Origin of the sequence: Rathayibacter sp. VKM Ac-2759 (assembly GCF_009834225.1) — a bacterium.
In the GTDB taxonomy this organism is placed as follows: Bacteria; Actinomycetota; Actinomycetes; order Actinomycetales; family Microbacteriaceae; genus Rathayibacter.
On sequence record NZ_CP047176.1, the window covers coordinates 2,636,123 to 2,657,270 of the forward strand.

Sequence of the window (21,148 nt, forward strand, 5' to 3'; positions counted from 1 at the left end):
TCAGGTCAGCGGGCGGATCGGGGCGGTGTCGTTGACGGCCGACGCGTCGTCCTCGAAGAGGGCGGCTGCAGCGACCTCGGCCGCGCGCGACTCGACGACGCCTCCCGAGCGGTGGTGCCCGAAGACCCAGTACCGGTAGAGGACGAAGCGGAAGGCCGTCGCGAGGGCGAGGCCGATGACGTTCGCCGAGATGTTGTCGGCGACGAGGTTGTCGAAGCCGAGCACGTAGTGCGAGATGTAGAGCGGGAGCAGGTTGACCGCCATGCCGGCGACGGCGACGGTGCTGAACTCCGCCAGCTCGCGGAGGTAGTTCGCACGGCGGTGCTCCCGGAAGGTCCAGTAGCGGTTGCCGACCCAGGTCACGACGGTCGCCGCGGCGACGGCGACGACCTTCGCTCCGATCGGGCCCGAGAGGAGGTGCTCGCCGCTGAGGCGCAGCAGGTTGAAGACCGCGACGTCGACGACGAGGCCGATGAGGCCGACCACGCCGAACTTGAGGGCGTAGGCGAGCAGGCTCCGGTAGACCGCGCGCAGGCGCGTCACGAGACCCGGCCGAGCGCCGGTGCCCTCCTCCGTCGCACTCACGTCAGGACGCGGTGCTCTGCGGCGGGCGCGTGCGCGAGCCCTCGCGCACGCGGATCTTCGCGAGGATCCAGAGGGCCTCGAAGCCGTCGCGGACGGTGATCTTCTTGCCCTCCTCGCGGGTGCGGGCCTTGTAGCTGATGCCGACCTCGTACGGCCGGTAGCCGCGGGCGAGGAGCTTCGCGGTGACCTCCGCCTCCATGCCGAAGCCCTTCTCCTTGATGTCCAGGGAGCGGTAGAGGCTCAACGGCATGAGCTTGAAGCAGGTCTCGACATCGGAGATGTAGGCGTTGAAGAGGATGTTCGTGACGAGGTTCACACCCTTGTTGCCGATCACGTACCAGTACGAGAACGACGTGTGGGAGCCGAAGGTGCGGCTGCCGTAGACCAGCTGCGCGTCGCCGTCCAGGACGGGCTGCAGCAGCGACGGGATCTCGCTCGGCCGGTACTCCTCGTCGGCGTCGCAGATGATGACGTAGTCGCCGGTCGCCTCCTTCACCGCGCGGCTGATCGCCGCACCCTTGCCCTGGTTCACGCTCTGGTGGAACACGCGGATGCGGGGGTCCTCGAGCGCGTCGAGGATCTGCTTCGTGCGGTCCCTGCTGCCGTCGTTGACGATCACGAACTCGATCTCGACGCCGTCCTGGAACTCGATCGCGAGCACGCGATCGACGGCCTTCTGGAGGGTCGCCTGCTCGTTGTAGACGGGCATGAGGATGGACAGCTTCACGGGTCGCGGTTCTCTCTCTACGGTGGCGTCTTCGGGTGCCCTAGGGCGCGGCGGTGACGATGGTCGACGCGAACCACGCGATGGTCCGGGTCAGCCCGTCCTCGAGGGGGATGGTCGGCTCCCAGCCGAGGATCTCGCGGGCCTTGCTGATGTCGGGCTTGCGCCGCTCGGGGTCGTCGATCGGTCGGGGCTCGTAGCGGATCTCGGAGTCGCTGCCGATGATCGCGACGATCCGGCGGGCGATCTCGCCCAGCTCGAGCTCGTCGACGCTGCCCAGGTTCACCGGGCCCGCGTCCTGCGACTCGGCCATCAGGAGGATCGCCTCGACGAGGTCGTCGACGAAGAGCAGCGACCGGGTCTGGGTGCCGTCGCCGTGCATCGGGATCGGCTCGTTCGCGAGCGCGGCCTTCACGAAGGCGGGGACGGCGCGGCCGTCGTCGATGTCCATGTTCGGGCCGTACGTGTTGAAGATCCGGATGACCCCGGTGTCGACGCCGAAGTAGCGGCGGTACGCGAACGTGATCGCCTCGGCGTACCGCTTCGCCTCGTCGTAGACGCTGCGCGGCCCGTTCGGGTTGACGTTGCCCCAGTACTCCTCCGTCTGCGGGTGCACGGCCGGGTCGCCGTAGACCTCGGAGGTGGAGGACACGACGATGCGGGCGCCGTCGCGCTTGGCGACCTCGAGCAGCGCCTCCGTCACCGACGACCCCGCGTGCAGCGTCTCGATGGGGTGGGCGAGATAGCGCGGAGGCGACGCGGGCGACGCGAAGTGCAGGACGACGTCGAAGGGGCCGGGGATCGACAGCGCGTTCTCGGCGTCGTCCTCCACGAAGGTGAAGGCGGGGTGGCTGCGGAACTCGGCGATGTTGCGCGTCGACCCGGTGATCAGGTTGTCGAGGACGACGACGGAGTCTCCCCGGCGCAGGATCTCGGCGGTGAGGTTCGAACCGAGGAATCCGGCCCCTCCGGCGACGAGGAATCGTCTGCTCATGGTTCTCTCGGCCTTCCGCGCACTCCGCTCCTCGCCGGTGCGAGAACCGGACGACAGTAGCACGGGGCGGTTCCGTTCCGATCGTGCCGCGCGGGTCCCCCGATCCGTCCATGGTCTAGGGTGGTGGCCGCCCGGAGGGGCTGCTCGCGCGCTGCCAGGAGCCGGCCGCGGCGAGGGAGGATCTGATGTCGCTGCTCGTCGCACCGGAGCCGGCGATCGCCGGGCCTCGATGGCGTTGGCGGCCGAGCGGCATCGCGTTCTGGCTCCTCCTGCTCGTCGGCCTCGCGCTGCGGATCGCCTACACGTTCAGCAGTGCGCACCAGCTCGACTCGGACCACGCCGTCGTCTACCTGATGGCGAAGCACATGCTCGAGGGCGAGTTCAGTCCGTTCTTCTGGGGCCAGAGCTACGGAGGCTCGCTCCTCTCGGTCTCGATTGCCGGGGCGATGGCGCTCGTCGGCACCGCACCGGTCGTCATGCCCCTCGTCTCCGTCCTCTGGATGGCGGGCGCGGCGATCCTGCTGCGGACGATCGTCGGGCGGAGCGTCGGCCCCCTGGCGGGAGACGTCGCCGCGATCCTGTTCTGGTTCCCCGGCCTCGACATCCTCCGGGGGAGCACGCGCGACCCCGGCTTCTACTCGACCTCGCTCGTGCTGGGACTGGGGGTGATCGCGATCGCGGTCGCTGCACGCGATCCCCGGCGACTCGGCTGGTGGATCGCCGCCGGCCTGCTCTGCGGACTGGCGCTGTGGACCTCTCCGATGGCGCTCGCCTTCGCGGCGCCGGGGGCCGTCGGACTCCTCCTGCGCGGCGGTCTGCGACCGCTGGGCTGGCTCGCCGCCGCCGTGTCCGCCGCGATCGGCGCCTCCCCCTGGCTCGCCGCCGCTGTGTCGGCCCCTGTCACGACGCCCGCCGGAGCCGCCACCGGCATCCACTGGGAGAGCTTCGCCACCGTCTTCACGAAGCTCCTCCCCGCGGCCTTCGTCGACGTCGACGACCGGGGCGCCGCGCGGGTCATCGCCGTCGTGGCCGTCGTCGCGATCCTCGGGCTCGGCCTCGCCGGTGCCGTGCGCCGCCGCAGCGGCGCCGTCATGCTCGCGGTCGGCACCGTGCTGGTGGTCTGCGTCCTCGTCTACGGCTCGGGCGTCGAGCTGCAGGCCGACTCCCGGCGCTACTCCGTGTTGCTCGCGCCGGCCCTGGCCGCCGCGGTGGGCTGGGCCGTCGCGAGGTTCCGGCCCGCCGCCTGGGTCGCCCTGGCGGTCGCACCTGCTCTGACCTTCGCACTCGTCGCTCAGTCGACCGGTGGATTCGCCGGGCAGAGCTCGCGCTTCGACCCGCGGCTCGCCCCCCTCGGCAGCGCCCTCGAGCAGAGGGGCGTGGAGCACGTCTACGCGAACTACTGGCTCTCGTACGCCCTCGCCGCGGAGACCGAGGAGGGCGTCACCGCCGCGGCGCTCGTGAACCGCCGGTACACCCCCTTCGAGGTCGCGGCGGCCGAGGAGGCCCCTCGCACGTTCGTGGTCGACCCCGACCAGGCGAACGACCAGCTGCTGGCCGGCCTCGCCGCGGGGTACGGCGGCACCCGCGAGGTGATCGAGGGCTACGCGGTGTGGTTCTTCACCGCCCCCTTCGACGTGTACACGCAGAGCTGGGGGATCGTGTGACCCGCATCGATCCCTCCCCCGGACCACCGATCCGAACGAGGTACGCGCGATGACCACCGATGCGAGCACGACTACCGGCCCCGCACACGGGATCCGCGGCGTCGCGCCCTGGCGCCTCCTCGGCGTCGAGGCGGCGATGGCCCTCGCCGCGGGAGTGCTGAGCGCCGTTCTCGCCGTGCTCGCCTGGCGCATCTCGCCGGCCGACCTCGGGCTGCGCTGGGCGACCGGCGGCGGTGACCAGATCCTGCACTACTCGATCTTCACGAGCGCCTCGCAGGTCTTCCCGTTCCTCCCGAACGACGAGCTCGGCTTCCCCGCCTCGCAGAACCTGTTCTTCGCCCCGCTCTTCGATCCGTGGTCGGCCGTGCTGGTGTCGGCCCTCGCGGTCGTCCTCCCCGACGGCGTCTGGGCGCTCAACGTCTACAACCTCCTCGCCTTCGTCGGCACGGGGTTCACCGCGTACCTCTTCTTCCGGGGTCTGCGGCTGCACCGGGCGACCTCCTTCGTCGTCGGCGTCGTCTTCGCGGTGCTGCCGTACCACTTCGACCAGCTCGCGCTCGGGCACCCGTTCCTGGCGAACTACTGGGCCGTCCCGCTCATCGGGCTCCTCGTGCTGGTCGTCGCGGGCGGCCGCGCCGATCCCTTCGGCGCGTGGATCGCCGCCGGATCGAGCAGGCGGATGCGTCTCGTCCGGCGTCTGCTCCCGATCCTCGCGCTGTGCTGGGCCACCGCCTTCACCCAGTCGTACTACTTCGTCTTCGCGGCGCTCGTCGTCGGAGCCGTCTGGTTCGTCCGGCTCGTCGTCGCCGCGGTGACCCGGTCGTGGCGGCCGATGCTCTGGCCGACGATCACCGTCGGAGTGCTGCTGGCCTCGATCGGCGCTCAGCTCGCCGTCCTCTCCCTCGACCTCGGCGAGCGCTACGCGAAGTACTTCGCCGGCCGGACGCCGCAGGAGTCGGAGTTCTACGGCGGCAAGATCATGGACCTCCTGCTGCCCGCGCGGTGGAGCGGCTTCGCCCCGCTCTCCTCGCTCTCGCAGGACTACGCCGCGAGCACCGGGATCCTTCAGACCTCCGAGAGCGCGAGCACCGCTGTCGTCGTCTCGGTCGCCTACGTGGTGATCGTCGTCGTCGTCCTGGCCCGGCTGCTCGCGCCGCGGCTGCGCGGCAGGGGCACCGAGGATGCACCGGGACTGCTCTCGGACGAGCGCGTCGGCGCACTGTCGAGTGCCTTCGTCGTCGCCCTCCTGTTCTTCACGACGGCGGGGCTCGGGGCGCTGCTCGCCTACTACGGCTCCCCCGAGATCCGTGCCTGGTCGAGGTTCTCGATCGTGCTCGCCCTCTTCGCCCTCGGCGTCGCCGCGATCGCCCTGGAGGCGCTCGTGCGCCGGCCTCTGCTGCGGGGCGGAGTGCTGGTGCTCATCGCCGCCGTGGCCGTGGTCGATCAGCTCGGAGGCGTGAGCGCCGCCCTGCCGCTCGGCCCGGCGCCCGACACGGCTCTGCGGCAGTTCGCCGCGGAGGTCGACGACACGCTCCCCGAGGACTGCGGCATCGTCCAGCTGCCGCTGAAGGACTTCCCCGAGACGGGCGCCATCGGCGCCATGGGCGACTACGACGAGAGCCTCCCCTACATCTACAGCGCGCGCGACGATCTGCGCTGGAGCTACGGCGCCGTCGTGGGGACCCGCGGCGCCGACGACTGGAACGACGCGACGACTCCCACCGTCTTCGGCGACGAGGTGGACGACTCCGGGGCCTGCGCCGTGCTCGTCGACCTCAGCGCGTACACCGAGGACGTCGACGGCTGGCAGCCCTTCGTCGACGCGGTGAGCGACGCGGACGCTCCCGCGCTCGACTCGGAGGACGGCCGGTACGAGCTCTTCCTGGTCGACTGAGCGCGGGTCCGCCGCGTCAGCGCGGAACGGCGAAGACGAGCCAGCGTCCCGAGGACGACGAGGCGAGCGGAGTCAGCGATCCGCTCGCGGCGAGGACGTCGTCCTGCCATGCGCCCACCTGCTCGGTGTAGGCCGCGGTGTCGACGTAGATCGCGCAGGCGTCGCTCGACTCGACGGCGGCGGCGAACTCCTGGGGCGTCTCGACGTCGCCGAACACCTCGAAGCCCGTGGTGCCGCGGATCGCGCCGTAGCTCCACTCGAGCTGCCCCTCCTCGGTGTACAGGTAGGGAAGCGCCTCGTCGTAGTCGGCCATCGCGCCGATGCGACCGCTGTCGGGGAAGCTCTTGACCGGCAGCTGCACCACTCCGCAGCCGTCCGGCAGCGCCTGCTCCGTCTCGTCCACGAGGGCGGCCATCTCGTCGTCCTCCGTCGGCGACAGCGGGACGAACCGGGCGACCCCGGCGAGCTGATCCGCGATCGCGACCACGATCACGCCCGCGACCACGATCGTCCGCACCCAGCGACCCGACAGGCGGGCCAGGACGACGGCGACCGCTCCGAGCGCGAACAGCACGAGGACGATGGACAGCCGCGACCAGGCCCGGACGGTCGTGCTCGCGAAGACGGCGACGGCCATGCCGAAGCCGGTGATCACGTAGAAGAGGAGCGTCCACAGCGTCGCCGTGGCGAGGACGCGGAGGCGCTCGTCCGACACCAGTCGGCCGAAGGCGGTGGCGCGCAGGGCGCGGCCTCCGGCCAGGCCCACCAGGGGCAGCGAGACCAGGAGGAGGCAGAGGCCGACGATGCCGAGCACCGGCATGCCGGTCGGCTCGGTCGCCTTGGCCACCGCCGTCGCGTTCTCGTACATGTTCGTCAGGGCGCCGATCTTGGGGACCTGCGTGCCCTGCCAGGGCAGGAACAGCGTCAGGATCTTGCCGCCGAACGTCTCGGACTCCCCAGGGCCCCGGCTCTCGAAGTAGCGCGCGGTGCGCTCCCCGTACCCTCCCCCGAGCAGCAGCAGCTCGACGCCGACCAGCCCGCCGAGGGCGAGGAGCGGCAGAGCCCGGAGCAGCGCATCCCTGACCCGCGCACGGGTCGCGACCGCGGCGAGAGCACCCAGGAGCCACACCCCGGCGAGCACGAGCAGGCTGAAGACGTAGTAGTAGCCGCCCGAGCTCGCGATCAGCAGCGGCAGCACGACGACCGGAACCGCACCGCGGAGCACTCGCGCGCGCCGGTTCGCCGCGCGCGCGATCCAGGCGCGGAACGGGTCGGTCCGCTCTCCGGCGACCGTCAGCACCAGGGTCCCGAGCAGGGGGATCGCCCAGTAGTTGGCGAGGAACGCGTGACCCGCCCCCAGCCGGAGGAAGTGGTACGGGGCGAGGCTGAACAGCGTCGCCACGAGCGCGGCCGTCCAGGGGGGCGTGCGGAGGCAGCGGAAGAACGCGTACCCGGTCAGGGCGACCAGGGCGAAGGTGAGCAGGTGGAAGACGTTGAGGAGCAGGAAGCCGTCGTGGATGACGAGCGCCAGCGCGGCCGCGATCAGGGCGGAGGCGACGTCGAACTGCGCGGTGAAGAAGGCGTTGAAGCCGTCCGGGAAGCCGAGCGCGCCGTTCTCGGCGAACGGGAAGCTCTGCGTCGCGCTGCGGAACAGCAGGTAGTGCAGGATCTGGTCGTCGCCGCCGACCTGCCAGCGCTCGGTCAGAGCGGCGGGTGTCACGCGGAGCGCGATCGCCGCGGAGAGGGTGCTGACCACGGCGGCCGCCACCGCCCAGCCGAGCTCCGGCACGAGGCGGCGTCGACGCGTCATCGGCTCAGAAGCCATGCTCGGCCCTCTCTGCGGCCAGGCTCGTCGCCACCCGCTCGTTCAGCACGCTCTCGCCGGTGGTCCCCGCGTAGTCGTAGACATCGAACGTCGGGCAGGTGGTGATCGCGCGCGGCTCGCCGAGCTGAGTGAGGGCGAGCGGCGCCCAGTCCGGCTCGTGATCGGCCAGCACGAAGCTGAAGGTCGTGTCCTCGTACGCCGCGGCGTTGTTCATCCAGAGCTGCACGCTGAAGTCGAAGTTCACCTGCTGCACGTCCACCTCCTCGCCGCCGTAGAGCTCGAGGGCCCGGGTGCTCCAGAACGAGCCGACGCCCGAGAGGTCGCGCCCGGCGAGCCACTCCTCGAGGCAGGCGCGGTCCGGCGTGCTCCCCGCCGTCGCCGCCGCGGCGCGGACCGGAGGAAGGGCGACGACCAGCGCGGCACCGACCGCCGCGACGACGATCGCCCCGGTCACCCAGCGCACGGGCGTCGCCACGGGGGCACGGAGCCGCTCGGCGCGCGGGAGCCGCAGGCCCGCCAGCGGCAGCACCATCACCACCGGGAAGACGGCGAGCGGAAGGAGGTAGCGGCTGACGAGGCTCCCCGTGACGATCAGCCCGATCAGGAGCGAGGCGGCGGCGACCAGCACGAAGGTCGAGAGCACCACGCTCGAGTCGCGCACCGACCCGGGACGCTCGGGCCGGGACTGCGTGGCGAGGGCGATCAGCAGGGTGACCGCCGCCGCGAGCAGGAGGCCCGCGACGATCAGGATCTCGAGCTTGCCCGAGCGCGCCGCACCGACCTCCCGCATCTGCAGGAGGAAGCCGTCGACGGCGGTGCCGGCCCGCTCGAGGTGGAGGTAGGTCGACGCGTCGACGGCGACGAACCGCACCAGGAGGCTCCGCGCCGCCATCCCGGCCGCCGCGGAGACGACGAGGACCACGGACAGCAGGGCGACCAGGCGCCAGGCCATCCTGCGGAGCACGAGCACGGCGAGCAGCGACGCGACGGCCGGGGCGGTGAACTGCAGGGCGAAGAGGGGGTTCGACAGCGTCGTCGCCGCCGACACGACGGCGACCCCGAGAAGGGAGAGCACGAGCGTGCGTGGCCGCGGTGTCCGGGCGGGATCGAATCCGGCGGTCGCCTGCGCCAGCAGGGCGAGCACGACGAGACCGGCGAGCACGACGCCCGAGTAGTAGGTGGTGAAGAGGATGCCGCTCGCGAACGCGCCGCTGTTGATCATCCCGCGCCCCTCGGTGGCGACGAGCACGAGCACGAGACCGGTCGCGACGACGGCGGCGGCGACCCGGCGCGCCGGGCGCTGACCGGCGAGCACGCTCGCCGCGAGCCAGCGCAGCGCGAGATAGAGGACGGCGACGTTGACGAACGCGCTGACCACGAGCGACGCCGCTGATCCTCCGCCGGCGAGGGCGAGGCTCACCAGGTACAGCGGCAGCTCGGGGAAGAGCAGCAGCTGGCTCGTCATGACCCACTGCATCGGCTCGCCGCGCTGCACCGACTGCACCAGCAGCGGGAGGGCGAGCGAGTCGCCCTCCGAGAGCAGATAGGTCCACCACGGAGTGCTCGAGAGCCGCCAGAGGACGAGGAGCGTGGCGGCGAGGACCAGGAGGAGTCCCGCGCTCTCGCGGGCGAGCGCCGCGCCGCGCCGGCGCGACCGGTGCGCGACCGTCGAGGTCATCGCCCTCCGCCCCGGCCCATCCGGATCCGCAGGACCAGGACGAGGTTGCGCAGCAGCGTGTTGCCGGGGATCTTCGACGTGCCCTCGGTGCGGTCGAGGAACACGATCGGGATCTCGCGCATGCGTCGCGCCGCGGCGAGGGTGCGGTGCTTGAGCGCGATCTGGAAGCCGTAGCCGGTGGCGTCGACGGTCTCGAACGAGATGCGGTGCAGCAGCTCCGCGCTGAAGAGGTTGTACCCGCCCGTCCAGTCGGTGAGCCGCCGGCCGAGGAGGAGACGGGTGTAGATGTTGCCGCCCCGGCTCAGGATCTTGCGGTCCAGCGTCCAGTCGGGCGTCCCGCCGCCGGGGATGTACCGGGAGGCGACGACGAAGTCCGCTCCGTCGCGCACCTCGCGCAGGAAGTCGCGGATGTACTTCGGGTCGTGCGACAGGTCGGCGTCCATCTGGAGGACGTGGTCGGGGGCGTCCTCCCCCTCGAGGATCCGCCCGAAGGCCCAGATGTAGGCGGCTCCGAGCCCCTCCTTGGTCGTGCGCTCGAGCACCTCGACCGAGAACGTCCGCGTCTCGAGCTCGGCACCCAGGGCACGCGCCTTCGCGGCGGTGCCGTCGGGCGAGGAGTCGTCGACGATGACCGAGCGGATCCGCGTGTCCGGCTCGGACTCGGCGACCGCGGCGATGCGGCGCAGGAGTTCACCGATGTTGTCGGCCTCGTTGTAGGTGGGCGTGACTATTGCGAGGGAGAGCATCTGTATCCGTTTTCGTAGCGGGGAACGCGCACCGTCCGCCGGTGGAAGCTGTGGAAGGCTACCAGCGGACCCCCTGTCCGCCGCCGGAACCGTGCCGCGCAGACGCGATTCCCAGGCCGATGACGCGCCGTCTGAGAGCGTCCGGGGCGGAGGACGGCGGTGTCGTATGCTGACCCCCGCGCGATCCCCGATCGCCTCGCGGGCCCCTGTGCCGCGACCCACGACCAGGAGACCCGCCCGAGCATGGCCCACGACACCCGCGCCGCCGTCCGCCCCGCTCCCCCCGCCGGTCCGGAGCAGCGGCGACCTCGGCCCGGACGCAGGCGGGTGCTGATCGAGCTCGGCCGGACCGCCCTGACCGCCGTGATCGCGACCGTGCTGGGCGTCCTCGCCCTGCACATCACCCCGGCGGACCTCGCTCAGCGCTGGACCGCCGGCGGCAACGACCAGATCCTGCACTACACGATCTTCGGCAGCGCTCAGGACGTCTTCCCCTACTTCCCGAACACGCAGCTCGGCTTCCCCGCCTCGCAGAACCTCCTGTTCTCGCCGCTGTTCGATCCGTGGTCGGCGCTGTTCGTCGCCGTCGTCGGCCCCTTCGTGCCGAACGGGATCTGGGTGCTCAACCTGTTCTACGTGGCGGGCTTCGCCGGGATCGGCGCGACCGGCTACCTCTTCTTCCGTGCGCTGCGCGTCCGCCCCTCGATCGCGACGGTCTTCGGAGTGATCGGCGCCGTCCTGCCCTACCACTTCGTCCGCATCGACTACGGGCACCCGTTCCTCGCGAACTACTGGTCGGTCCCGCTGATCGGCATCCTGGTGCTCGTCGTCGCCGGACCGGCGACCGACCCGGTCGCGCGCCTCGTCTCGGGGATCTCCTCGACCCGTCGGCGCCGGATCGTCACCGCCGCGCTCCTGGTCGCCCTGACCGCGGGAGTCGCCTGGACCGTCTCCTACTACTACGTCTTCGGCGCGATCATCCTCGGGACCACCTGGGCGGTGAGCGTCGTCGCGGCGCTGATCGGACGCCGTCCCCTCCGGACCCTCGCCTGGCCGACGTTCACGCTCGGGTCGCTCGGCCTGCTGATCGCCGTGCAGGTCGGGGTCCTCTCGCTGAACTTCGGCGAGCGGTACACCAAGTACTTCTCCGGCCGGACGCCGCAGGAGTCGGAGTACTACGGCGGCAAGCTGCAGCAGCTCCTGCTGCCCTCGACGACGAGCGGCTTCCCCTCCCTCCGCGACCTCGCCACCGACTACCAGTCCGAGACGCAGATCCTCACGAGCGGCGAGAACCCGTCGACCGCCGTCATCGCCTCGCTCTCGATCATCCTGGTCCTGGCGGTCATCCTCCTGCGCATGGTCGCGGGCTCGTCGCTCCGCCGCCGCGACACTCGGCCCGGCCTCCTCCGGTTCCTCGACGATCCGCGCGTCGGCGCCCTCTCGGTCGCCTTCGTCTTCGCGCTCCTCTTCTTCATCGTCGGCGGCTTCGGCACGATGCTCGCCTACTACGTGAGCCCCGAGATCCGCGTGTGGTCGCGGATGGCGATCGTCATCGACTTCCTCGCGCTGGGCGTCGCCGCGATCCTCATCGACATGCTGGCGAAGCGCCTGCGCGCCCTGGTGCCCGTCCTCGCCCTCGTCTCCCTGGTCGCCGCCGTCGACCAGCTCGCCGGTGTGGAGTCGACGGTTCCGCTCGTGCCGAGCGAGGACGCGTCGCTGCGCCAGTTCACGGCGGCGATGGACGAGCAGCTGCCGGTCGGCTGCGGTGTCGCCCAGCTCCCGTTCAAGGGCTTCCCCGAGACCGGGCCGATCGGCGGCATGGGCGACTACGACGAGGGCCTGCCCTACGTCTACAGCACCGACGACGACCTGCGGTTCAGCTACGGCGCCGTCCGCGGCACGGAGGCCGGCGACGAGTGGAACGGCGCGACGACGCCCGAGGGCTTCGCCGAGGAGTTCCGCGACTCGGGCGCCTGCGCGATCCTGGTGGACACCGCGGCCTACCCCGACGACCCGCAGGCCTGGACGTCCCTCGTCGGCACCGTCACGGACACGACGACCCCGGCTCTCACGAGCGATGACGCGGCGAAGCGGTACCTGCTCTTCGTCCCCTGACCGGTGTCCATCGGCTGAACGCCGGGGGTCCGGTTCCTGAGGACCGGCGCGCGGCTTGCGGGCTGCGCCCCAGGTGGGATGGGTAGCGTCGGCACCACCGTGCCCGTCCGGGTGCCGTCGGGACCACGCGGAGGAGCACCTGTGCCACGTTGGCTGCAGTCGCAGACAGTTCGATTCATGGTGGCGGGGTCCCTGAACACGGCCCTGGACTTCCTGATCCTGAACGCGCTGTCGCTGCTCGTCGGCCTGCCGACCCTCCTCGCCAACGTGTTCTCGGTCCTGGTGGGCATCACGGTGTCGTACGGCCTCAACCACTACTTCGTGTTCCGGCACGAGGGGCGCCCCTCGTTCCGGACCTTCGCCAAGTTCTTCGCCGTGACCGGCTTCAGCTCGCTCGTCCTGCAGTCGCTGATCATCTACGGCTTCGAGGTGTTCTTCGACACGCGGTTCGGCACGTCGCTGCTCTTCCTCCCGAGTGCGGGCGAGAACGCCTTCCTCGCGATCAACGTCGCCAAGGCCGCCGCGGTCTTCGTCGGGCTGGTCTGGAACTACTGCATGTACAAGTTCGTGGTCTTCAGGTCCCCCGCGGTCGACGCCCTGACCGTGGGAGAGACGCTCTCGCCGGCCGCCGTCGCCGTGAGCACCGAGCCCCTGGACACGGTGCGCTGAGCCTCGGCAACCCGTCCGACCCCCTCGCACGTCTCGGGGAGGTCGTCTGCAAGGCGGAGGAGGGCGCGATACCGGCGGTATCGCAAGACGACAACGCCGCAGAGGGCCTCCCCGAGACGTGCGAGGCCGCGTGCTAGCCTCGACGAGTTCTTCCGACGGTCCCCCGCCGTCGACGCCGCACTCCCGGAGGCTCTCATCGCCCGCTCGACGTTGCCCATCGCGGTCGTCGTCGTCACCCACTTCTCGGGCGAGGTGCTCCGCGCCTGCCTCGAGTCGATCCCGGAGGCGACCGAGCACGACGTCCGCGTCGTCGTCGTCGACAACGCCACGACCGACGACTCGGTGCGCTCCGTGGTGGAGCGGCTCCCCCACGTGGTCTTCCACGAGACGGGCGAGAACCTCGGCTACGGCAAGGCGGTCAACTACGCCGTCGATCGTCTCGGGCCCGAGTTCGAGTGGATCCTGGTGACGAACCCCGACACGGTGTTCCTCCCCGGCTCGATCGACGCCCTGTACGCCGCGGCCACCGCCGACCCGGTCATCGGCTCGATCGGCCCGCGCATCCTCGACTCCGACGGCAGCATCTACCCGTCCGCGCGCGCCCTCCCCTCCCTCGGGACGGGCATCGGCCACGCGCTCCTCGCGCACGTGTGGCCGGGCAACCCGTGGTCGCGGCGGTACCGGCGCTCGCGCGCGGTCGAGACGCTCGAGCACGGCAGCATGACGGCGGGCTGGCTCTCGGGCGCCTGCGTGATGGTGCGGCGGACGGCGTTCGAGCAGATCGGCGGCTTCGACGAGCGGTACTTCATGTACTTCGAGGACGTGCAGCTGGGCGACTCCCTCGGCCGCCGCGGGTGGACGAACGTCTACCTCGCCGACGCCGTCGTCTCGCACCTCGGCGGCCACTCGACGAGGCTCGCCTCGGCGCGGATGCTCGCGGTGCACCACCGCAGCGCGTACCTCTACCTCGCGCAGAAGTACGGGGCCTGGTACCAGGCTCCGGTGCGGGCGGCCGTGCGCGCCGGGCTCGGAGCCCGGGTCGCGCTGATGCGGCTCCGCCCGCACCGCTGACGATCAGCGCCCGAGCTCGAGCAGCCGGTCGAGGTAGGCGCCGTAGCCGCTCTTGACCAGGGGTGCGGCGAGGGCGGCGAGCTGCTGGTCGTCGATCCAGCCGTTGCGCCAGGCGATCTCCTCGATGCAGCCGATCTTGAAGCCCTGACGCTGCTCGATGACCCGCACGAACTCCGTCGCCTCGATCATCGAGTCGAACGTGCCCGTGTCCAGCCACGCCGTGCCCCGGTCCAGGACCTGCACGTTCAGGGTGCCCGCCTCCAGGTACCGCTCGTTCACGGTCGAGATCTCCAGCTCGCCCCGCGCCGAGGGCTCGATGGTCTTCGCGATCGACACGACGTCGTTGTCGTAGAAGTACAGACCCGGGACCGCGTAGTTGCTCTTGGGCGCGACCGGCTTCTCCTCGATCGACAGCGCACGGAAGTCCGCATCGAACTCCACCACCCCGTACGCGCGCGGATCCGCGACCTGGTACGCGAAGATCACCGCACCCGAGATGTCCGTGTTCGCCGCCAGCGCCGTGCCCAGCGCGGTCCCGTGGAAGATGTTGTCCCCCAGCACCAGAGCGACCGAGTCGCCGCCGATGAACTCCTCCCCGATCAGGAACGCCTGCGCGAGCCCGTCCGGAGACTCCTGCACCGCGTACTCCAGCCGCATCCCCAGAGCCGACCCGTCGCCCAGCAGCGCCCGGAACTGATCGTTGTACTCCGGCGTCGTGATCACCAGGACCTCATCGATCCCCGCCATCATCAACGTCGACAACGGGTAGTACACCATCGGCTTGTCGTAGATCGGCATCAACTGCTTCGAGATGCCCTTCGTGATCGGCCACAACCGCGACCCCGAACCACCCGCCAGGATGATGCCCTTCACGACTGCGCTCCGTCCAGCTCGGCGTAGAACGCCCGCGCCTCGGCCCAGGTCGGCAGGATGCCCGCCGCCTCGGCCTCCGCCAGCGTCGGCGCGTCGGTGTCCTTCGGCGAGAGCAGGAGCTCGCCCGCCTCCTCGGGGAAGCGCAGGCCGATCTGCTCGTCGAGCGGGTCGATGCCCTTCTCGCGGACCGGGTCGAAGGTCGCGTTGACGAGGTACGACACCACGGCGCCCTCGGTCAGCGCCACGAACGCGTGGGCGATGCCCTCGGCGATGTAGACGGAGCGGCGATCGACGTCGTCGAGCAGGATCGACTCCCACTGGCCGAACGTCGGCGAGCCGACGCGCACATCGATCACGTAGTCGAGCACGGCGCCCGAGAAGCACGACACGTACTTCGCCTGCGACGGCGGGATCTGGGCGAAGTGGATGCCCCGCACGGTGCCTCGCCGGGACACGGAGGTGTTGCCCTGCCGGAGCGACAGCGGGTGGCCGACCTTCTCGGCCAGGTGATCGAAGCGGTAGAACTCGTAGAACACCCCCCGGTCGTCCGGGAACTGGCGCGGGGTGACTTCGTACACGTCGGGGATACCGAGCTCTCTGATCTGCACGGTCGCCAGTGTAACGAGGGCGTGTTTCATGCAGTCACCCGGCCCCGGTGCGGCAGCGCCCACCGCCCGCGGCCCTCCGGCATGATGAACCGGTGACCTTCCTCATCACGGGCGCCTCGGGCATGCTCGGCACCGACCTCCGCACCGCTCTCGGCGAGCGCCCCTTCACGGCTCTGGGCCGCAGCGACCTCGACGTCACCGACCTCGACGCCGTGCGCGCGGCCGTCGCGGGCCACGACGCCGTGCTGAACTGCGCCGCCTACACCCGGGTCGACGACGCCGAGAGCGACGAGGAGGAGGCGCGCCGCGTCAACGCGCTCGGCGCCGGGAACCTCGCGCGTGCCGCCGCCGAGGCGGGGGCCGCGATCGTCCAGGTGTCGACCGACTACGTCTTCGACGGCTCCGCCACGAGCCCCTACTCCGAGTCGCACCCGCGCAGTCCGATCTCGGCCTACGGGCGCACCAAGGCCGAGGGCGAGGAGCTCGTCCTCGCGGCGAACCCCGACCGCGGCTACGTCGTCCGCACGGCCTGGCTGTACGGCGCGCACGGCGCGAACTTCGCGAAGACGATGGTGCGCCTGGCCGGCTCGCACGAGACGCTCTCGGTCGTCGACGACCAGCGCGGTCAGCCGACCTGGACGGGAGACCTGGCGGCGCGCCTCGTCGAGCTCGTCGACTCCGGAGCACCCGCCGGCGTCTACCACGGCACGAACTCCGGAGAGACGACCTGGCTCGGCTTCGCGCGCGCCGTCTTCGAGAAGGCGGGCCTGGATCCCGAGCGGATCCGCCCGACCGACAGCGGCAGCTTCGTCCGCCCCGCCCCGCGCCCCGCCTACTCGGTGCTCGGGCACGACGCCTGGGCCGCCGCGGGCCTCGCGCCGCTGCGCTCGTGGCAGGACGCCCTCGCCGCCGCTCCGCTCGAGGCGGTCACCCCGTGACGACCACTCTCCGCGTCGTCGTCGACCAGATGCTCGCCCGGGTCCCGGGCGGGATCGGCCGCTACACCGAGGAGCTCACCCGCGAGCTGATCAGCACGGCGCCCCGCGACTGCGAGGTGGAGGCGGTCGTCTCGGCCCATCCGCCCGAGAAGGAGGAGGAGCTGCGGCTCCGCCTCCCCGGTCTCGCCCGGATCCACCGCCTGCAGCTCGGCCGCCGGGAGCTCTCGCGCGCGTGGCAGTACGGCATCGGCATCCCCAACGGCGGCGGGATGATGCACGCGCCGAGCCTGTTCGCGCCGCTGCGCAACCACGAGGGCCGCGAGGGCGAGCAGATCGCCGTCACGATCCACGACACGGTGCCGTGGACGCATCCGGAGACCCTGACCCCGCACGGCGCCAAGTGGCACCGCGCGATGGCGAAGCGGGCCCGCAAGTTCGCGGACGCGGTCGTCGTGCCCACCCACGCGGTCGCCCAGCAGCTCTCGCAGGTGCTCGACTTCGGCGACCGGCTGCGCGTGATCGGCGGAGCGGTCGGCTCCTCCCTCGTCCTGCCCGACGACGCCGACGCCCGCGCCGAGGCGCTCGCGCTGCCCGCCGAGTACGTGCTCAGCGTCGGGACGCTGGAGCCGCGCAAGGGCCTCGTGTCGCTGATCACGGCGTTCGGCGGCGCCGGCGCCCCCGCGATACCCCTGCTGATCGTCGGCCCCACCGGGTGGGGCGAGCTCGACATCGCCTCCGTCGCCGACGAGCAGGGCCTCGACGAGCACCGCGTGCGCGCCCTCGGTGTGCTGAGCGACGCCGACCTCGCGGTCGTGCTCGACCGCGCCACCCTCTTCGTCTACCCGAGCATCGCCGAGGGCTTCGGGCTGCCCGTGCTGGAGGCGATGCATTTCGGCGTGCCGGTCGTCCACTCCGACGACCCCGCGCTGCTCGAGGTCGCCGCCGACGCCGGAGTCGCGGTGGAGCGTGCGGACGCGAAGGACTACCCGGAGCGGCTCGCCCTGGCGATGAGCAGCGTGCTGGGCGACAACGGTCTGCGCGAGCGGCTGGCCGTCGCCGGCCGCGACCGCTCCCGCGCCTTCAGCTGGCGCGACTCGGCCGAGCGCGTCTGGGCCCTGCACGCCGACCTCTAGCCGGCGGGGCGGCTACTCGGCGGAGTCGGGGAACAGCCCGTCCTGCACCATCGAGTGCACGACGTCGTAGTCCGGGTCCTCGGGATCCACGGCCGGCGGCACCAGCTCGATCGCCTGCACCGGCTGCGACTTCGTCTTGAGGCCGAGCTGCACGAAGTAGCCGAGCATCCCCTGCGGCACGTCGGTCTTGATCACCTGGGATCCGGCGGCGGCGACGTCCTGGAACTTGGAGAGGACGTTGGCCGGCTCGAACTGCGCGAGCAGCGCCTCCTGCACCTGGCGCTGCCGGGCCATGCGGTCGTAGTCGCTCGTCGTGTACCGCGACCGCGCGTAGGCGAGCGCCTGCTCGCCGTTGAAGTGGTACTGACCGGGATCGATCCACTGGTTGACGCCCTGCATCTCGCCGGAGGAGTCCGGGAGCCCGCCGAGCGGCAGCGGCTCGCTGCCCTGGTAGTCGATGTCCACCCCGCCGAGCGCGTCGATGAGCTGGGCGAAGCCCTCCATGTCGATCAGCGCGTAGTACTGGATCTTCAGGCCCAGGATCCCCTCGACCGCGTCGCGCGTCGCCTCGATGCCCGGCTCGCTGCCGTCGGCGACGGCGTCGGGGTAGAGCGCCGAGTCCTTCAGCTCCACCTCGGTGTAGACGGAGTTCAGCTTGCAGACGTCGACGTTGCAGTTGTCGGTGTTGTACCCGTCGGGGTACAGCTCGTGCATCGGGCTGTCCTCGGGGAACGGGAAGTCGACGAACTCGCGCGAGACCCCGATGATCGACGCCGAGCCGGTCGACGCGTCGATGCTCACGACCGAGATGCTGTCGGGACGCAGACCATCGCGGTCCTCGCCCGCGTCTCCGCCGAGCAGCATCACGTTGTAGCGGCCGTCGATCGGGGCCTCGATCGCGCCGCCGCCGAAGATCGACGAGAGCGTGCCGCGGGTGACTCCGAGGAGGTAGGTGCCGTAGCCGGCCGTGCCGACCGAGACCGCCATCAGGGCGATCGTGGCGAAGGCGAGCACCCCGCGCATCCGCGGGCGCACCCGCACGACCCTGATGAGCCGGAGCGTGTCGAGCGTGAGCACCAGCCAGACGACGCCGTAGATCACGAGCGCGGCCTGCAGGGCGAGCATCGACAGGTCGAAGGTGACCAGTGTGTAGAGGCCGGTCGGGAAGACGAAGTAGAGGACGACGGCCGCGAGCAGCGCGACCCACAGCCCGAGGGTGAAGCCGAGGCCGAGCCGGCCGAGCCGCCGGTTGCCGGCGAGCACCTGCGCGGAGCCGGGGACGAGGAAGTTGCCGAGCAGGAGCCACCAGGCTCGCCTCGTCATGAACGAGCGCGAACGGACGTCCGGATGACGCAGCGGGAGCGTCATCGCCGTCACAGGCCCGCCACCAGTGCGTCGTTCTTCGCCGCGACCTGGGTCTCGAGGTCGGCGGCGAAGGCGTCGAGCCTCTCGGTCAGCGACGGGTCGGCGGTCGCGAGGATCTTCACCGCGAGCAGCGCCGCGTTGCGGGCGCCGCCGATCGAGACGGTGGCGACGGGAACGCCCGCGGGCATCTGCACGATGGAGAGGAGGGAGTCGAGGCCGTCGAGGCGGGCGAGCGGCACGGGCACGCCGACGACGGGGAGCGAGGTGACCGCCGCGAGCATCCCGGGGAGGTGGGCGGCTCCGCCGGCTCCCGCGATGACGACGCGCAGGCCCCGCGCGTGCGCGCTGCGGCCGTAGTCGATCATCGCCTGCGGGGTGCGGTGCGCCGACACGACGCGGACCTCGTGCGCGACGCCGAACTCGGAGAGCGCCGTCGAGGCGGCCTGCATCACCGACCAGTCGGAGTCCGACCCCATCACGAGTCCCACCAGCGGCGAGCCCTCGCCGACCAGCCCGCTCACGAGAGACCCCGGAGGGCGCGGGCGGGGGCTGTCGTCTGGCTCGTCACCGCCCCATGGTAAGGGTCAGTCGGTGAGAACGGCCGCCGCGGCACGCGCCTCGTAGACCACCAGGTCGAGCTCGTCGCCGGTCGCGTTCACGTGTCCGACCTTGCGCCCGGGGCGGGGCTCCTTGCCGTAGTTGTGCACCTTCACGGCGGGGTGCTCCGCGAGGACGCGGGGGTAGCGGTCGGTCAGCGACTCCCCCACCGGACCGCCCAGCACGTTCACCATCACGGTCCACGGGTCGCGGCAGCCGGTCGCTCCGAGCGGCAGATCGAGCACGGCCCGCAGGTGCTGCTCGAACTGGGACGTCGTCGAGCCGTCCATCGTCCAGTGCCCGCTGTTGTGCGGTCGCATCGCGAGCTCGTTCACCAGGATGCGGTCGTCGACCGTCTCGAAGAGCTCGACGGCGAGCACCCCGGTGACGCCGAGCCTCTCGGCGATCGTCTCGGCGATCTCGGCCGCCGCGGCGGCGACCCGACCCGCGGAGGCGGGGGCCGGCGCGAAGACCTCGGCGCACACTCCGTCGCGCTGCACCGATTCGACGACGGGCCAGAGGATCGTCTCGCCCGACGGGCGGCGCGCGACGAGCTGGGCGAGCTCGCGGCGGAAGTCGACGAGCTCCTCGACCAGCAGGGCGCCGCCCCGGCCGTCCTCGGCGAGCGCCTGGAACCAGTCGTCGGCCTCGTGCGCCCCGTGCACGACGCGGACGCCCTTGCCGTCGTAGCCGCCGCGGGCCGTCTTCACGACGGCGCGGCCGCCGTGGTCGGCGAGGAACGCGGCGAGCTCGTCGGCGCTCGCGATCTCGGCCCAGTCGGGCACCGGGACGCCGAGGTCGCTGAGACGGCGGCGCATCAGGAGCTTGTCCTGCGCGTAGAGCAGGGCGTCGGGGCCGGGGTGCACGGCGACTCCCCGGGCGACGAGCTCACGGAGGATCGGCTGGGGGACGTGCTCGTGGTCGAACGTCACGACATCGACCGTCTCGGCGAAGGCGAGCACCGTCGCCTCGTCGCGGTAGTCGCCGACCACGGTCGCGGCGAGCGCCGCCGACGCTCCCTCGCCCTCGGCCAGGACGGCGATCTCGATGCCGAGCTCGACCGCCGCGGGGATCATCATCCGGGCGAGCTGGCCGCCTCCGATCACGCCGACGCGCATGACGTTCCTCCCTCTCCGCCCGCTGGACGGGCGGCTCCATGGTAGCGGCGGGCCGCTGGCGCTCACTCGTGGCCGAGGGGCTCCGGCCACTCGGGCGCGGGGGCCGCGGCGATCGTCTCGCGGAGGAGGTCCGCGGCCAGCTCGGGGTCGGGGAGATCGCGCAGCACGAACACCTCCGCGCCGCCCTGCTCGAGGGTCACGTCCGCGCACCGCGCGATCCGCTGCGGGAGACTCCGCGTCACGCTCACCGTCATCCTCGGGTCGAAGACCACCTCGGCCCGGCGCACGCGGAGCAGACCTCGCCGGGCGTGCAGGCCGTGCTCGGTGATCCGGTAGCGGATCCCCGCCCAGCGCGCGAATCCCGGCACGCAGAGCAGAAGCACGAGGACGCCGGTGCCGAGCCCGATGATCCAGCGCTGCACGTCGAGCTCGAACTGCGCGGCGAAGTAGAACCCCGTCCAGGTCAGGAGGAGGAACCCCGCGATCGGCCCGGCGGCCGTGCGGGCCCGCGGCGTGAGTCGGGCGAGGTCCCGCTCCTGGCGGCTCATCGT

The 21,148-nt window shown here is 71.6% G+C and carries 19 protein-coding genes; 7 read left to right on the top strand and 12 right to left on the bottom strand.

The window, feature by feature from the left end; translation table 11 throughout:
* From GSU68_RS12175 to GSU68_RS12185, 3 genes are read right to left on the bottom strand one after another with little or no spacing between them, the layout of a single operon-like run.
* Positions 1-585: a GtrA family protein gene (locus GSU68_RS12175; protein WP_159908673.1), complete on the bottom strand. Its 585-nt coding sequence runs from the start codon at positions 583-585 to the stop codon at positions 1-3.
* Between the two features lies 1 nt (position 586).
* The gene (locus tag GSU68_RS12180; protein ID WP_159908675.1) at positions 587-1,312 is read right to left on the bottom strand and encodes a glycosyltransferase family 2 protein; all 726 of its coding nucleotides are present in this window, start codon (positions 1,310-1,312) and stop codon (positions 587-589) included.
* A gap of 40 nt (positions 1,313-1,352) precedes the next feature.
* Complete coding sequence (locus GSU68_RS12185) at positions 1,353-2,303, bottom strand: NAD-dependent epimerase/dehydratase family protein (protein WP_159908677.1); 951 nt, start codon at positions 2,301-2,303, stop codon at positions 1,353-1,355.
* Between the two features lie 185 nt (positions 2,304-2,488).
* Here GSU68_RS12185 and GSU68_RS12190 point away from each other — a divergent pair, with 185 nt between their 5' ends.
* A complete protein-coding gene (locus GSU68_RS12190; RefSeq protein WP_159908679.1) occupies positions 2,489-3,967 on the top strand; it encodes a hypothetical protein in 1,479 nt (492 codons plus the stop codon).
* Positions 3,968-4,016: 49 nt separating this feature from the next.
* Entirely contained in the window at positions 4,017-5,861 is a 1,845-nt protein-coding gene (locus tag GSU68_RS12195) for a hypothetical protein (protein ID WP_159908681.1), read from the top strand.
* A gap of 16 nt (positions 5,862-5,877) precedes the next feature.
* Here the strand turns inward: GSU68_RS12195 and GSU68_RS12200 are convergent, their stop codons facing one another.
* From GSU68_RS12200 to GSU68_RS12210, 3 genes are read right to left on the bottom strand one after another with little or no spacing between them, the layout of a single operon-like run.
* Complete coding sequence (locus tag GSU68_RS12200) at positions 5,878-7,686, bottom strand: hypothetical protein (RefSeq protein WP_159908683.1); 1,809 nt, start codon at positions 7,684-7,686, stop codon at positions 5,878-5,880.
* The gene (locus GSU68_RS12205) at positions 7,676-9,364 is read right to left on the bottom strand and encodes a hypothetical protein (RefSeq protein ID WP_159908685.1); all 1,689 of its coding nucleotides are present in this window, start codon (positions 9,362-9,364) and stop codon (positions 7,676-7,678) included. The genes GSU68_RS12200 and GSU68_RS12205 overlap by 11 nt, the downstream gene beginning before the upstream one ends.
* Positions 9,361-10,110, bottom strand: a complete 750-nt coding sequence (locus tag GSU68_RS12210; protein ID WP_159908686.1) for a polyprenol monophosphomannose synthase — start codon at positions 10,108-10,110, stop codon at positions 9,361-9,363. The genes GSU68_RS12205 and GSU68_RS12210 overlap by 4 nt, the downstream gene beginning before the upstream one ends.
* Before the next feature lie 243 nt (positions 10,111-10,353).
* Between GSU68_RS12210 and GSU68_RS12215 the strand changes: the two genes are divergently transcribed.
* From GSU68_RS12215 to GSU68_RS12225, 3 genes are all read left to right on the top strand, one after another.
* Positions 10,354-12,225, top strand: a complete 1,872-nt coding sequence (locus tag GSU68_RS12215; protein WP_159908688.1) for a hypothetical protein — start codon at positions 10,354-10,356, stop codon at positions 12,223-12,225.
* Between the two features lie 177 nt (positions 12,226-12,402).
* Entirely contained in the window at positions 12,403-12,894 is a 492-nt protein-coding gene (locus GSU68_RS12220; protein ID WP_244259263.1) for a GtrA family protein, read from the top strand.
* Positions 12,895-13,104: 210 nt separating this feature from the next.
* A complete protein-coding gene (locus tag GSU68_RS12225) occupies positions 13,105-13,965 on the top strand; it encodes a glycosyltransferase family 2 protein (protein WP_244259264.1) in 861 nt (286 codons plus the stop codon).
* Positions 13,966-13,968: 3 nt separating this feature from the next.
* Here the strand turns inward: GSU68_RS12225 and rfbA are convergent, their stop codons facing one another.
* Positions 13,969-14,838: a glucose-1-phosphate thymidylyltransferase RfbA gene (gene rfbA / locus GSU68_RS12230; RefSeq protein ID WP_159908692.1), complete on the bottom strand. Its 870-nt coding sequence runs from the start codon at positions 14,836-14,838 to the stop codon at positions 13,969-13,971.
* Positions 14,835-15,446, bottom strand: coding sequence for a dTDP-4-dehydrorhamnose 3,5-epimerase family protein (locus tag GSU68_RS12235; RefSeq protein WP_159908694.1), 612 nt, complete (start codon positions 15,444-15,446; stop codon positions 14,835-14,837). Before GSU68_RS12235 ends, rfbA begins: the two co-directional genes overlap by 4 nt.
* 92 nt (positions 15,447-15,538) lie before the next feature.
* On the opposite strand from GSU68_RS12235, the gene rfbD reads away from it, so the two are divergent.
* Entirely contained in the window at positions 15,539-16,384 is an 846-nt protein-coding gene (gene rfbD, locus GSU68_RS12240; protein WP_159908696.1) for a dTDP-4-dehydrorhamnose reductase, read from the top strand.
* Positions 16,381-17,517 carry a glycosyltransferase family 1 protein gene (locus GSU68_RS12245; RefSeq protein ID WP_244259265.1) on the top strand — a complete coding sequence of 379 codons (1,137 nt, stop codon included), beginning with the start codon at positions 16,381-16,383 and terminating at the stop codon, positions 17,515-17,517. The genes rfbD and GSU68_RS12245 overlap by 4 nt, the downstream gene beginning before the upstream one ends.
* A 12-nt stretch (positions 17,518-17,529) precedes the next feature.
* Here GSU68_RS12245 and GSU68_RS12250 read toward each other — a convergent pair whose 3' ends face one another.
* The 4 genes from GSU68_RS12250 to GSU68_RS12265 form a co-directional block, all read right to left on the bottom strand.
* The gene (locus GSU68_RS12250) at positions 17,530-18,840 is read right to left on the bottom strand and encodes an LCP family protein (protein ID WP_244259266.1); all 1,311 of its coding nucleotides are present in this window, start codon (positions 18,838-18,840) and stop codon (positions 17,530-17,532) included.
* 50 nt (positions 18,841-18,890) lie between these two features.
* Positions 18,891-19,358 (bottom strand): 5-(carboxyamino)imidazole ribonucleotide mutase, encoded by a 468-nt coding sequence (purE, locus tag GSU68_RS12255; RefSeq protein ID WP_159910278.1) that lies wholly within the window; start codon positions 19,356-19,358, stop codon positions 18,891-18,893.
* A 108-nt stretch (positions 19,359-19,466) separates the two neighbouring features.
* Positions 19,467-20,597 (bottom strand): 5-(carboxyamino)imidazole ribonucleotide synthase, encoded by a 1,131-nt coding sequence (locus GSU68_RS12260; protein ID WP_208544564.1) that lies wholly within the window; start codon positions 20,595-20,597, stop codon positions 19,467-19,469.
* 62 nt (positions 20,598-20,659) lie between these two features.
* The gene (locus tag GSU68_RS12265; protein WP_159908700.1) at positions 20,660-21,145 is read right to left on the bottom strand and encodes a PH domain-containing protein; all 486 of its coding nucleotides are present in this window, start codon (positions 21,143-21,145) and stop codon (positions 20,660-20,662) included.
* Between the last annotated feature and the right edge of the window lie 3 nt (positions 21,146-21,148).

Excerpts from the sequence above, each read along its gene's own strand:
- purE (WP_159910278.1), bottom strand. The coding sequence starts at position 19,358 with ATGGGGTCGGACTCCGACTGGTCGGTGATGCAGGCCGCCTCGACGGCG.
- GSU68_RS12185 (WP_159908677.1), bottom strand. The coding sequence starts at position 2,303 with ATGAGCAGACGATTCCTCGTCGCCGGAGGGGCCGGATTCCTCGGTTCG.
- GSU68_RS12210 (WP_159908686.1), bottom strand. The coding sequence starts at position 10,110 with ATGCTCTCCCTCGCAATAGTCACGCCCACCTACAACGAGGCCGACAAC.
- GSU68_RS12260 (WP_208544564.1), bottom strand. The coding sequence starts at position 20,597 with ATGCGCGTCGGCGTGATCGGAGGCGGCCAGCTCGCCCGGATGATGATC.
- GSU68_RS12220 (WP_244259263.1), top strand. The coding sequence starts at position 12,403 with ATGGTGGCGGGGTCCCTGAACACGGCCCTGGACTTCCTGATCCTGAAC.
- GSU68_RS12195 (WP_159908681.1), top strand. The coding sequence starts at position 4,017 with ATGACCACCGATGCGAGCACGACTACCGGCCCCGCACACGGGATCCGC.
- GSU68_RS12190 (WP_159908679.1), top strand. The coding sequence starts at position 2,489 with ATGTCGCTGCTCGTCGCACCGGAGCCGGCGATCGCCGGGCCTCGATGG.
- GSU68_RS12205 (WP_159908685.1), bottom strand. The coding sequence starts at position 9,364 with ATGACCTCGACGGTCGCGCACCGGTCGCGCCGGCGCGGCGCGGCGCTC.
- GSU68_RS12250 (WP_244259266.1), bottom strand. The coding sequence starts at position 18,840 with ATGACGAGGCGAGCCTGGTGGCTCCTGCTCGGCAACTTCCTCGTCCCC.
- GSU68_RS12200 (WP_159908683.1), bottom strand. The coding sequence starts at position 7,686 with ATGGCTTCTGAGCCGATGACGCGTCGACGCCGCCTCGTGCCGGAGCTC.
- GSU68_RS12265 (WP_159908700.1), bottom strand. The coding sequence starts at position 21,145 with ATGAGCCGCCAGGAGCGGGACCTCGCCCGACTCACGCCGCGGGCCCGC.
- GSU68_RS12215 (WP_159908688.1), top strand. The coding sequence starts at position 10,354 with ATGGCCCACGACACCCGCGCCGCCGTCCGCCCCGCTCCCCCCGCCGGT.